We start from the raw sequence: 12,039 nt of genomic DNA on the forward strand, positions 1-12,039 counted from the left end.
AAGCAACCGTCATCATTACGGTAATTGATTTTATATTACTGTTTTAATAGTAATCAATATCGCCGACAGGATCCTGTTATCGGTCTCGCCGTATCAAAACCTGCCACACTTCTTTCTTCCTCCAGACATAGACTTGAGCAAGTGGGCACGCAGGCTGGTACAGACTTCCCCCAATTAGGTATTTTATTTTTAATAGTATACATTTCTACAAATAAGTAGAATAATCTACTTTATGAAATGGATACTACTCATTACCAGCCTCCCTACCGAGAACGCCACCGTCAGGATGCGTGCATGGCGAGCGCTTAAAACCTCTGGTGCCGTCGTTTTGCGTGATGGCGTTTACCTCATGCCCGACCGTTCTGGCTGCAAAGCAGCGCTGGATGTCATTGCCGCAGATGTGATCTCTGGCGGAGGGACGGCATCAGTCCTGCGTGTTGAAGAACCAGATACAGCAGACTTTGTCAGTTTATTTATACGCAATGACGAGTTCAGTACGGTACTGGCCGATGTCGCTACAGTACAAGACACTCTGTCGGGCGACACCGTGCAAGACGTATTAAAACAAGCGCGCAAGCTACGCAAAGCGTTTGCGGCAATTGCCGAGATTGACTTCTTTCCAGGAGAAGCGCAGGCGCAGACCAATGCTGCCCTACTAGAACTGGAACTCAATATCGCCCGGGTCCTGGCTCCGGATGAACCCCACGCAATGACAGGATCGATTACTCGCCTCACTATCAGTGATTTTCAAGGACGCAGCTGGGCTACACGCTGTCGTCCTTGGGTAGATCGTCTTGCTTGTGCCTGGCTGATACGTCGCTTTATTGATCCACAGGCCAGGCTGCTTTGGCTGGCATCGCCTGACGATTGTCCGGCGGATGCGTTGAGTTTTGATTTCGACGGGGCGACATTCAGTCACGTGGCGAATCGTGTCAGTTTTGAAGTCCTGCTAGAAAGCTTTGGACTGGATTCCCCAGCGTTACGGCAGTTAGGTGCTTTAGTGCATTACCTGGATGTAGGCGGTGTCCAGCCACCGGAGTCCGTCGGCATAGAAAGCGTGCTGGCAGGCATGCGCACCGCAATCACCGATGATGACCAGCTGATGCTGGCGGCGAATAGCGTGTTTGACGGTTTATTGGCGAGCTTTCAATCAGGCAAAGTAGCACTGGAGAATCCACGTGACTGATCCGGCTCCATCGCTTACACCAAGCCATATGGGCAATACCAGCGATACCAGCTACACACTGTGGCAACTGATTGTGTATTTTTTGCGCTTAGGCGCGCTTGGTTTTGGTGGGCCAGTCGCCTTGGTCGGCTACATGCACAGGGATCTGGTCGGTGAACGCCAATGGATCACCGAGGACGATTACAAAGAAGGGCTGGCCTTAGCGCAGCTTGCGCCGGGGCCGCTGGCGGCACAGTTAGCGATTTATCTGGGTTATGTTCATTATCGTATTCTCGGTGCAACGCTGGTGGGTATCGCCTTTGTACTTCCTTCGTTTTTGATGGTGGTAGGACTAGGCTGGGCGTACGTGCATTTTGGCGGTTTGTCCTGGATGCAATCGGTATTTTATGGTGTGGGTGCGGCAGTCATCGGCATCATCGTCATGAGTGCAAAAAAACTGACGCAAAAGAGTGTGGGAAAAGACAAATTGCTATGGGCGATTTATCTCTTACTTGCCATCGTAACGGTGATCACAGAATCAGAAATCGCCTGGTTATTTATTGCCGCCGGTGTCTTAGTCTGGTTCTTGCGCGCACCACCTGCATGGCTGCGTTCGGGCAAATTACATGCGGCAGGTTTAACGCAAGTGCCGCTAGCCTTTGCCCTGTTGGGCAATATCGAGTTGTCAGTACTGTCGCAGATCGCCGTGTTCTTTGCTAAAGCGGGGGCGTTCGTGTTTGGTTCTGGTCTCGCTATTGTTCCCTTTTTGTACGGCGGCGTAGTGACAGAACACCACTGGCTGACTGACAAACAATTCGTTGATGCGGTTGCGGTTGCCATGATTACACCAGGTCCTGTGGTGATTACCGTTGGCTTTATCGGCTATCTGGTGGCGGGTTGGTCAGGCGCAACGGTTGCGGCTCTGGCGACGTTTTTACCCTGCTATCTGTTCACCATTATCCCGGCACCGTATTTTAAAAAGTACGGCAAAGTCCCCGGCGTTCTGGCCTTTGTCGATGGCATTACTGCCGCCGCCATCGGCGCGATTGCTGGCTCTGTGATCGTGATTGCCAAACGCTCGATTATTGATATTCCTACTGCGCTGATTGCACTGACGACGATCGTGTTGTTATGGAAATTTAAAAAACTTCAGGAACCTGTCGTCGTCGCTGTCGCCGCGATTCTCGGGTTGTTGATCTATCCCTTACTTCCGCACTAGCTGACAAACTGATTCACTCACTTACCCACGTATTGATTAATAGTGAAAGGCATCACCATGGAAATGAACTTACGCCCGCTTGCAGCTGAACTGAGTCAGCTCAAAGGCCTGAGCAGCACACTGATCGCTAGTCACCATCAAAATAATTACACGGGTGCAGTCAAACGTCTCAACGCAATTCGTCATCAGCTTAGTCAATTGGACTGGCATCAGACTGCCGTATTTATGGTGAATGGTTTAAAGCGTGAGGAACTGATCGCCGCGAACTCCGCTTATCTGCATGAATTGTATTTTGATGTACTGGGAGGTGACGGTGTATTACCTTCATCGGGCTTATCCAGCGCTCTGGAAAGAGACTTCGGTTCAGTTGGTCAATGGCAGACCGAATTTACGGCATTAGCCAAAGCCATGGGCGGCGGCTCGGGTTGGGCACTGCTGTCATGGTCAGCACGGGAAGGTCGCTTGCTGAATCACTGGGCTGCGGATCATACACAATTGCTGGCAGGCGCAACGCCTGTATTGGCACTCGATATGTATGAGCATGCCTATCACATTGATTTCGGTGCGAAAGCTGCTGCTTATGTTGATACCTTTATGCAGAATATTCGCTGGGAAAGTATTTATCGGCGGTATGGAGCCGCCGTTGCGGCGGATGCCGCTGTCTGGGCAATTGATGTTGCTGCCAGCAAGCAGATAAAACCTGAGACGCAAATCATTGACGTAAGGCGGGCGCAATTTTTTGCTGAAGGCAAGGATATGCTGCCAGGTGCGCAATGGCGTGACCCGTCTCAGGTCGGGCATTGGAGCAAGGAGCTCAATCCATCTCAGCCCGTATTGATTTATTGCGTGCACGGACTAGACATTGGCAGATCAACGGCCTTGTCCTTACGCGCGCGTGGCTTTGATGCGTGCTTCCTCACTGGCGGGATAGAAGCCTGGCGTTTGGCAGGACTGCCTTTACAAGCCAAGGAGAACTGACATGCAATGGGTTACCAGAGAACGTCCAAAGATCGACCGCATAGCCTGTCCCTGGTTAATCGCACGCTTCATCGATAAGGCGCCTGAATTCCTCTATGTTCGTGCCAGTGAAGTCGTCAGCACCGCAGCGAAGACCGGCGCAATTCCTTACGACATCCCTGGTGTGGAACTGACACATGTCGATGATTTATGCAGTTTTGATGCCTTCCTCGGCAAGTACCAACTCGAGGACGCGGCGCTGCAACAACTGGCAGTGATTGTCCGTGGAGCCGACACCTCACGACTGAATTTGACGCCGCAATCTGCGGGCTTGTACGCAATCTCATTAGGCCTGTCGCAGAATTGTAGTGACGATCATGAAATGCTACAACATGGAATGGTGATGTACGACGCACTCTACGCCTGGTGTAAAAGCAGTCAGCAGGAAACGCATCACTGGCCTCCTGTAACAGCAGCTTAAAAAAAGCCCCGCACAGTGCGGGGCTTTTTGTTTGCTTATCTGACTCAGCCGTAATTTAACTAGTCTTAGTTTTTCCCGATCGGCTCAGCCACGCACCCAGTTCGCCCACGATGCCTTTACGGAACGCCAGTACACAAACGATGAAAATCAATCCCGTCACAATGGTCACTGAATCACCGAGGCTGCGGAACCAGTCAACCGACGTGAGATCCGCGATCAGGTTGCCCAGATCGCCGAGTTTGTTTTCTAAAGCGATAATGATGATGGCGCCGACAATCGGCCCCGCCAAGGTGCCTAAACCGCCCACCAGGGTCATCAATACGACCAAGCCCGACATTGTCCAGTGCACGTCGGTCAAGGTCTCAAAACCGAGTACCAGCGTTTTGGTGGCACCTGCCAAACCTGCCAGCGCCGCAGATAGGACAAAAGCCAGCAACTTGTATTTATCCACGTCGTAGCCCAACGAGATTGCGCGCGGCTCATTTTCTTTCACCGCTTTCAATACTTGACCAAACGGCGAATGGATCGTCCTTACCACCAGTGCGAATCCGGCAATCGCAATCGCCAACACCACATAGTACAAAGTCAGATCAGAACTCAGATCCAGAGTGCCCAGCAACTTACCGCGCGGCACACCTTGCAAACCATCCTCACCGCCTGTGAATTTGGCCTGTAAAAAAACGAAATACAGCATTTGTGCCAGCGCCAGCGTGATCATGGTGAAATAAATACCTTGGCGACGAATTGCCAGCAAGCCCATCACCAGACCAATCAAAGCCGCAGCACCCACGCCCAAGACAATACCCAGTTCCGTCGGTAACCCGGCATCACGGATCGCCCATCCAGCGACATAACCCGCACCACCGAAAAAAGCCGCATGACCAAACGATAGCAGGCCGGTAAAACCAATCAGCAAGTTAAATGCGCAAGCGAATAAAGCGAAGCACAGCAGCTTCATCAGGAAGACCGGATAAATCAATAACGGCGCTGCCAGCAGGACGGCGAATGCGATGCCGTAGCCAATTTTTTTATTCATAAAAGCTCCGATTATTTTTCTTTGCCGAACAAACCGGCAGGGCGGATCATCAAGACAATTGCCATCACGATGAACACCACCGTCGCAGACAGTTCCGGATAAAACACGCGGGTCAAGCCTTCGATAATGCCCAGGCCAAGCCCCGTCAGGATAGAGCCTAGAATAGAACCCATGCCACCAATCACAACCACCGCGAATACCGTGATAATCAGGTTCGATCCCATCAGGGGTGACACTTGTATCACCGGTGCCGCCAGCACGCCTGCAAACGCCGCTAAAGCCACGCCAAAGCCGTAGGTCAGGGTTACCATCAAGGGAACATTGACGCCAAAGGCTTCTACCAGTTTAGGATTCTCAGTACCGGCCCGCAGATACGCACCGAGCTTGGTTTTTTCAATCACAAACCAGGTCGAGAAACAGACAGTCAGCGAGGCCACTACTACCCAGGCGCGATAGTTAGGCAAAATCATAAAACCGAGATTGGTCGCCCCCATCAGCGCATCGGGTACTGAATAAGGCTGTCCCGAGACACCATAGAAAGAGCGGAATAAACCTTCGAGCAGCAAGGTCAGGCCGAAAGTCAGCAGCAACCCGTACAGATGATCGAGTTTATATAACCAGCGCAACATAGTTTTTTCGATGACGATGCCGAAGATTCCCACTAGCAAAGGCGCCGCAATCAGCATGATCCAGTAATTAATACCGAAGTAATTCATGCCCATCCATGCTAGAAAAGCGCCCATCATATACAAGGCACCATGCGCAAAATTGATCACATTCAGCAGACCGAAAATCACGGCCAGACCGAGTGACAACATGGCGTAAAAAGAGCCATTCACCAACCCCAGCAGCAACTGGCTGAGCATCGCTTGAAGCGGGATACCAAATATTTCCATGGCACTCTAAAGAAAAATACCCCGAACAACCGGGATAGATAGCTGATTCAAAAAAACTGATGCAGACCGGATAAAACAGATCTGCCCAAGCTCACCTTTAAGCAAATTTGCGTCCCCCGTCTACAACATAATTTGCGTTCTTGCTGCCACCTCATCTGTCACGTTGTTAACAACATGGTTGACGGATAACTTCAAACCGGCCAATCCGTTTGCCTGCCCCTCCCCCTTCTCTTGCTTAAGGGAAAGGGGGCCAGCCCCTGGCTGGACCGGCAGGCTGAGATACGCTGACATGAGAAGAAAAAGGTTTCAGCACATACTTGTTTTTACTTACACCCAATTACTTCCAGGCAGCGCACTTACTTTCCGCTTTGGTCGTGAATGCCTGTTCACCCGGAATAGTCTGTACCACTTTGTAGTAATCCCATGGATACTTGGACTCAGACTGGGACTTCACCTGCATCAGATACATGTCATGAATCATGCTGCCATCGCCGCGGATCGTGCCGTTTTTGGCATACATGTCATTGATTTTCATGCTGCGCAATTTTGCCAATACTTTATCGGTATCATCGCTGCCCGCTGCTTTCACAGCATTCAGATATTGCAAGGTAGCGGAGTAATCAGCAGCTTGCAGGCTCGACGGCATTTTTTTCATTTTGCCGAAATAGCGACGTGCCCAGGTGCGGGTTTCTTCATTCGCATCCCAGTACCAGCTATCCGTCAGATACATACCCTGAGTCAGGTTCAGCGTCAGGGAATGGACATCATTGATGAACATCAGCAGACCCGCCAGCTTCATGGTTTTGGTCACGCCAAACTCATTCGCGGCTTTAATCGCGTTAATGGTGTCGCCGCCGGCATTAGCCAGACCAAGAATTTGCGCTTTAGAAGCTTGCGCCTGCAATAGGAAAGACGAGAAATCCGATGCCGACAACGGATGACGCACTGCGCCTGCCACAGTACCGCCAGCCGCTTTCACGACGGCAGTAGTATCACCTTCCAACGATGCGCCGAATGCATAATCCGCTGTCAGGAAATACCAGCTTTTGCCGCCTTGCTTGACGACTGCAGAGCCTGTGCCTTTGGCGAGTGCCACCGTGTCATATGCATAGTGGATGGTATAAGGTGTGCATTCTTCATTGGTCAGACGCGCTGTGCCTGCACCAATGGAGATAAAGGTCTTTTTCTTTTCCAAAGCAACTTTGGACATAGCCAGACCTGTGCCGGAATTGGTACCGCCAATCAGCATGTCAACGCCGTCGCGGTCGAACCATTCACGCGCTCTGCTTGCTGCGATATCCGCTTTGTTTTGATGATCAGCCGTCACGAGTTCGATTTTTTTACCCAGAACCGTGCCGCCAAAATCAGCAATCGCCATCTTGATCGCTTCAGCGCCACCTTGGCCGTCGATGTCGGAATACAGGCCAGAAACGTCGGTAATAAAACCGATCTTGACGACATCGCCAGAAACCTGTGCAGAGGCGGTGCCGGATAATGTTGCCAGTGCGGCAGAGACCGCCAGTGCTGCTACTTTATATGTTGTTTTCATGTGTCTTCTCCAATCATTTTTATCAATTTGAACTGCTTATATAGTATGAAAACTAAGTACAAAAACTAAGTACGGAAATTAACTCAACTACCCACCACCCTTACTTGTCACCAAACTGGTTCGCTATCTAATCACACACCCAATAATTCGTTCAGCACCGACATCTTGTCCTGCAACTCGGCTGCGGCAAAAGTTTCGACAATTTGCCCGTGCTCCATCACATAAAACCGGTCTGCCAGCGGTGCTGCGAAACGGAAATTCTGTTCCACCATAATGATCGTATACCCCTTGGCTTTGAGCGTCGTAATCATGCGCGCCAGCGCCTGCACGATGACCGGTGCCAGACCTTCCGAAATCTCATCCAGCAGTAACAGGCGCGCGCCGGTACGCAGGATACGCGCCACTGCCAGCATCTGCTGTTCACCACCGGACAAGCGCGTACCCTGACTGTTTTTACGCTCCGCCAGGTTCGGAAACATCGCGTAGATATCATCGATCGACATACCCTGATCTTTGCTTGAAACCGACGGTGGCAGCATCAGGTTTTCTTCGGTCGACAAAGAGGAGAAAATGCCGCGTTCTTCGGGACAATAACCAACCCCCAGGTGAGCGACCTTGTAGGTAGGCAGGCCAATTGCCTCGACCCCATTAATCTTGATCGAGCCTTTGCGTGCACCGGTCAATCCCATGATGGCGCGCATCGTGGTGGTACGGCCCGCACCGTTGCGACCCAGCAGTGTCACGACTTCGCCGGGATTCACGACCAGATTGACGTCATGCAAAATGTGCGATTCGCCATACCAAGCTTGCAAATTCGTGATCTGTAACGCTGGTGTTGTACCGGATGTAGTAGAACTCGCGGAGGTATCCGCTGACATAGTTGCGACACTCATGCGTGTGCTCCTTCGAGTTCGGCTGAGGTACTGCCCATATAAGCTTCCATGACTTTCGGATTTTTAGACACTTCTTCGTAGCGCCCCTCCGCCAGCATGGCACCGCGCTGCAAGACAGAAATCTTGTCGCAGATACCGGAGACCACGCTCATATTATGTTCCACCATCAATATGGTGCGCCCTGCCGATACCTTCTTGATCAGCTCCGTCACGCGGTGTACATCCTCATGTCCCATGCCTTGCGTCGGCTCATCAAGCAGCATCATTTCCGGCTCCATCGCCAGGGTCGTGGCGATCTCCAGTGCACGCTTGCGTCCATAAGGTAAATCAACGGTAATCGTATCGGCAAATTCCGTCAGATCTACCTGCGCCAGCAGCGCCATCGCCTGATCATTGAGGCGCGCCAGACTTGCTCCGCTCCTCCAAAAATGGAAAGACGTACCAAGCTGGCGTTGCAAGCCAATCCGCACATTTTCCATCACGCTCAGATGCGGAAACACCGCCGAAATCTGGAACGAACGGATGATGCCCTGACGTGCAATCTGTGCCGGCTTGGCTGCCGTGATATCGCGACCGTTAAACAGGATCTGTCCCGAGGTCGGCACCAGAAATTTGGTGAGCAAATTAAAACAGGTAGTTTTACCGGCACCGTTGGGGCCGATCAATGCATGAATATGTCCACGCTGCACTTGCAGGTTAACATCGCTTACTGCGGTAAAGCCCTTGAACTCTTTGGTCAAATGCTTTGTCTCTAGGATGACATCGGTCATCTGGTCTCCTTTTTGCCTGCGTAGTTTCATTACGAACTGCACTATGACAACCCTGTTGGCTTTTTATTTTTTAATGACCAAAGGGGCTTCTTATTCTTTTTTTAGCGATTTTTATCGCGTTTTTATCACCTTTTATATTACCCATCGCCGCAAGTTTTCAACAATACGGTATAACTACTGTAAGTACTAACCACAGGATTTGATCCGTGTTTTCTTGAAGTATTAAAACATAGTATCTTCAGATGTCCCATGAAGATAGGTCTGTTTCGATCTCTGCTTCGATCTCTGCTTCGATCTCTGTTTAAAGTTCGATTTACTGGCCTCACCGAAACATTATTCAGGCACAGCAGCCAGTATCATTCTGGCGGCTTTTTCTGCAATCATCAATGTCGGTGAATTGGTATTGCCCGAGGTAATCGTCGGCATGATGGATGCGTCAGCAACCCGCACACCACGCAGGCCCACTACCCGCAATTCGCTGTCGACTACTGCCTGCGTATCCGAGATCACGCCCATCTTGCAAGTACCAACCGGATGAAAAATCGTCGTCCCGATGTCGCCTGCAGCACGGGCTAACTCTTCCTCGGTACGGAACTGCGCACCAGGTTTCATTTCCTCTGGAGCATATTTTTGCAAAGCCGGTGCAGCAACGATTTTGCGCGTCAGTGTCAGCGAGTCAGCGGCAATTTTTCTGTCCTCGGCCGTGCTCAGATAATTCGGCGTAATCTTCGGTGCGGATAAAGGATCGCTGCTGGCGATGCGTACATGGCCGCGCGATGTCGGACGCAGATTGCAGACGCTCGCCGTAAAAGCAGGGAAGGGATGCAGAGGGTCGCCAAATTTCTCTAGCGTCAACGGCTGTACGTGATATTGCAAATTCGGTGTGGCCTGACTCGCATCGGAGCGGGTGAACGCGCCTAGCTGGGACGGTGCCATCGACATCGGGCCGCTCTGTCTGAGCAAATATTCAAGCCCGATACTAGCCTTACCAAGCCAGCTATTCGCCATCATATTCAGCGTCTTGGCACCACTGATTTTAAATGCAGAACGGATTTGTAAATGGTCTTGCAGGTTTTCACCCACACCCGGCAAATCATGTACCACTGGCACACCCAACTGGTGTAAATGGGCGCCGTTTCCGATGCCAGATTGCTGAAGAATCGCCGGAGAGCCGATCGCGCCAGCTGCCAGTAAGACTTCGCGGGCGGATTCTGCGGACCACTCCCTACCACCACCGATAAATTCTACGCCGCTACAGACCTTGCCCTGCGCACTGTCCGTGAATTGCAGACGTTTGACCTGGCAGCCCGTCATGATGGTCAGGTTGCCGCGTCCTGCTGCTGGCTTTAAAAATGCCTTGGAGGCGTTCCAGCGTATGCCGCGTTTTTGGTTCACATCAAAATAACCGCAGCCGTCATTGTCGCCACGGTTGAAGTCCTCAGTTTTCGGGATGCCGACCTGAGATGCCGCCTCACGGAATGCATCCAGAATCTCCCACGACAATCTTTGCTTTTCGACCCGCCATTCACCGCCTGCGCCGTGCATTGCGCTGGCACCGCCATAATGGTCTTCGCTCTTTTTAAACAACGGCAATACCTGATCCCAGCGCCAGCTGGCGTCACCGCTCTGCTCTGCCCAGTGCTGGTAATCCTGCTCTTGTCCGCGCATATAAATCATGCCATTGATCGAGGAGCAACCACCCAATACTTTGCCACGCGGATAAATCAGGCTGCGGCCGTTCAGACCCGGCTCGCTCTCGGTACGAAACATCCAGTCGGTACGCGGGTTGTTAATGCAATACAGGTAACCGACCGGGATATGAATCCAGACATAATCGTCCTTGCCACCGGCCTCCAGCAGCAAGACTTCGTTGTCGGGATTCTGCGATAAGCGATTCGCCAGTACGCAACCTGCCGTACCTGCGCCAATGATGATGTAGTCGTATTTGCCAGCGGATTGCATAGTCTCTTATGTTGATTGGTGTTGCTGTAATTCGGTGACCAGCGTGGCGATCAGGCTCGCGGCTGACATCTTGCGCACGCGATGCGCACCCTGACCGGCCCACATCGACATCAGTTCGGTGTCATTGGTCTTGGCCGCATGCGCACGCAGGCTGCCGGTCAGGGCGTTTTGTATCGGATAAGCAGGGACTTGTTGTGCGACCGTCTGCATGGTTTGCATAAAGCGATTCCGCACGCCGCGGGCCAGTCGACCGGAGAAGGCACGGGTCTGCATGGTTGCCTCCTTGCCCTCAACGGTATTACCGCTAGCCAGCTCCAGCAGCTTTGCCTTATACGCCGGATGGATCGCCGCCTCGTCGGTGGTCAAAAACGCCGTGCCCATCTGCACCATCTGTGCGCCTGCTTGCAAGGCCTCTGCAATATCGCCACCATGCATGATGCCGCCTGCCAGAATCAGCGGCACATGGCTATGCGGTTTCACTTGCTGCAATAAGGCCATGGCGCTCAGGGTCGCGTCTTCTTGCTTGCCGATAAAAGTGCCGCGATGACCACCGGCTTCGACGCCTTGCAGACAGATCGCATCAGCGCCCATGGCTTGCCAGACTTGCGCCTCGGCCAGATTGGTCGCCGTGCCAACCACCAGAATCCCTGCGTCATGCAGACGCTGAATCTGGCTTGCATGCAAAATGTCAAATGTGAAGCTGGCAACTGCCGGACGCGCAATCAGCAAGGCGTCGAGCTGCGCATCGAAGTCCTCGCACCAGCGTGTCGGCGTCGGCAAGCCATTCCACCCCAGCGACATCCAAATCGGCTGCAATAATTGTTTTGCGGATTCCAGCGCCGCATAATCAATTTGTGGTCGCGTCTGGACAAATAAATTAATCGCGAAGGGTTTGTCAGTCAGGCGACGGATATGCTCCGCCTGCTCAATGATTGCCAGCGGCGTCAGCAAGGGCGCAGCGAGCGATCCGAGGGCGCCGGCATTCGACACCGCAGCGACCAGTTCAGGCGTAGTGGCACCACCGGCCATCGGTGCCTGAATAATCGGATGAGAACAAAGTTGCGTGATCTTCATAGACATTGACTCCAGAGTAAGCGTCCGGCACGATTTT

11 protein-coding genes are annotated in these 12,039 nt (G+C 52.1%); 4 read left to right on the forward strand and 7 right to left on the reverse strand.

The window, feature by feature from the left end:
• Positions 1 to 232: 232 nt before the first annotated feature.
• From ACO0K3_RS17060 to ACO0K3_RS17075, 4 genes are read left to right on the forward strand one after another with little or no spacing between them, the layout of a single operon-like run.
• Positions 233 to 1,186 (forward strand): chromate resistance protein ChrB domain-containing protein, encoded by a 954-nt coding sequence (locus ACO0K3_RS17060; RefSeq protein ID WP_422986659.1) that lies wholly within the window; start codon positions 233 to 235, stop codon positions 1,184 to 1,186.
• A gap of 28 nt (positions 1,187 to 1,214) precedes the next feature.
• Positions 1,215 to 2,384: a chromate transporter gene (locus ACO0K3_RS17065; RefSeq protein WP_422986758.1), complete on the forward strand. Its 1,170-nt coding sequence runs from the start codon at positions 1,215 to 1,217 to the stop codon at positions 2,382 to 2,384.
• 57 nt (positions 2,385 to 2,441) lie between these two features.
• Positions 2,442 to 3,362 carry a Fe-Mn family superoxide dismutase gene (locus tag ACO0K3_RS17070; protein WP_422986661.1) on the forward strand — a complete coding sequence of 307 codons (921 nt, stop codon included), beginning with the start codon at positions 2,442 to 2,444 and terminating at the stop codon, positions 3,360 to 3,362.
• Position 3,363: 1 nt separating this feature from the next.
• Positions 3,364 to 3,822 (forward strand): chromate resistance protein ChrB domain-containing protein, encoded by a 459-nt coding sequence (locus tag ACO0K3_RS17075; protein ID WP_422986663.1) that lies wholly within the window; start codon positions 3,364 to 3,366, stop codon positions 3,820 to 3,822.
• Between the two features lie 55 nt (positions 3,823 to 3,877).
• Here ACO0K3_RS17075 and ACO0K3_RS17080 read toward each other — a convergent pair whose 3' ends face one another.
• The 7 genes from ACO0K3_RS17080 to ACO0K3_RS17110 form a co-directional block, all read right to left on the reverse strand.
• Positions 3,878 to 4,858, reverse strand: coding sequence for a branched-chain amino acid ABC transporter permease (locus tag ACO0K3_RS17080; RefSeq protein ID WP_422986665.1), 981 nt, complete (start codon positions 4,856 to 4,858; stop codon positions 3,878 to 3,880).
• A gap of 11 nt (positions 4,859 to 4,869) precedes the next feature.
• The gene (locus ACO0K3_RS17085) at positions 4,870 to 5,754 is read right to left on the reverse strand and encodes a branched-chain amino acid ABC transporter permease (protein ID WP_422955250.1); all 885 of its coding nucleotides are present in this window, start codon (positions 5,752 to 5,754) and stop codon (positions 4,870 to 4,872) included.
• Between the two features lie 337 nt (positions 5,755 to 6,091).
• A complete protein-coding gene (locus ACO0K3_RS17090) occupies positions 6,092 to 7,303 on the reverse strand; it encodes an ABC transporter substrate-binding protein (protein WP_422959403.1) in 1,212 nt (403 codons plus the stop codon).
• A gap of 131 nt (positions 7,304 to 7,434) precedes the next feature.
• On the reverse strand, positions 7,435 to 8,196 hold the full coding sequence (locus ACO0K3_RS17095) for an ABC transporter ATP-binding protein (RefSeq protein WP_422986667.1): 762 nt from the start codon (positions 8,194 to 8,196) through the stop codon (positions 7,435 to 7,437).
• Positions 8,193 to 8,966, reverse strand: coding sequence for an ABC transporter ATP-binding protein (locus tag ACO0K3_RS17100; RefSeq protein ID WP_422955247.1), 774 nt, complete (start codon positions 8,964 to 8,966; stop codon positions 8,193 to 8,195). Before ACO0K3_RS17100 ends, ACO0K3_RS17095 begins: the two co-directional genes overlap by 4 nt.
• A 333-nt stretch (positions 8,967 to 9,299) precedes the next feature.
• Entirely contained in the window at positions 9,300 to 10,928 is a 1,629-nt protein-coding gene (locus tag ACO0K3_RS17105; protein WP_422986669.1) for a GMC family oxidoreductase, read from the reverse strand.
• A 6-nt stretch (positions 10,929 to 10,934) separates the two neighbouring features.
• The gene (locus ACO0K3_RS17110) at positions 10,935 to 12,002 is read right to left on the reverse strand and encodes an NAD(P)H-dependent flavin oxidoreductase (protein ID WP_422986671.1); all 1,068 of its coding nucleotides are present in this window, start codon (positions 12,000 to 12,002) and stop codon (positions 10,935 to 10,937) included.
• Positions 12,003 to 12,039: the final 37 nt, after the last annotated feature.

The organism is Undibacterium sp. Rencai35W (assembly GCF_049340185.1).
GTDB lineage: Bacteria > Pseudomonadota > Gammaproteobacteria > Burkholderiales > Burkholderiaceae_D > Undibacterium.

Excerpts from the sequence above, each read along its gene's own strand:
- ACO0K3_RS17060 (WP_422986659.1), top strand. The coding sequence starts at position 233 with ATGAAATGGATACTACTCATTACCAGCCTCCCTACCGAGAACGCCACC.
- ACO0K3_RS17110 (WP_422986671.1), bottom strand. The coding sequence starts at position 12,002 with ATGAAGATCACGCAACTTTGTTCTCATCCGATTATTCAGGCACCGATG.
- ACO0K3_RS17085 (WP_422955250.1), bottom strand. The coding sequence starts at position 5,754 with ATGGAAATATTTGGTATCCCGCTTCAAGCGATGCTCAGCCAGTTGCTG.
- ACO0K3_RS17090 (WP_422959403.1), bottom strand. The coding sequence starts at position 7,303 with ATGAAAACAACATATAAAGTAGCAGCACTGGCGGTCTCTGCCGCACTG.
- ACO0K3_RS17095 (WP_422986667.1), bottom strand. The coding sequence starts at position 8,196 with ATGAGTGTCGCAACTATGTCAGCGGATACCTCCGCGAGTTCTACTACA.
- ACO0K3_RS17100 (WP_422955247.1), bottom strand. The coding sequence starts at position 8,966 with ATGACCGATGTCATCCTAGAGACAAAGCATTTGACCAAAGAGTTCAAG.
- ACO0K3_RS17105 (WP_422986669.1), bottom strand. The coding sequence starts at position 10,928 with ATGCAATCCGCTGGCAAATACGACTACATCATCATTGGCGCAGGTACG.
- ACO0K3_RS17080 (WP_422986665.1), bottom strand. The coding sequence starts at position 4,858 with ATGAATAAAAAAATTGGCTACGGCATCGCATTCGCCGTCCTGCTGGCA.
- ACO0K3_RS17065 (WP_422986758.1), top strand. The coding sequence starts at position 1,215 with ATGGGCAATACCAGCGATACCAGCTACACACTGTGGCAACTGATTGTG.
- ACO0K3_RS17070 (WP_422986661.1), top strand. The coding sequence starts at position 2,442 with ATGGAAATGAACTTACGCCCGCTTGCAGCTGAACTGAGTCAGCTCAAA.
- ACO0K3_RS17075 (WP_422986663.1), top strand. The coding sequence starts at position 3,364 with ATGCAATGGGTTACCAGAGAACGTCCAAAGATCGACCGCATAGCCTGT.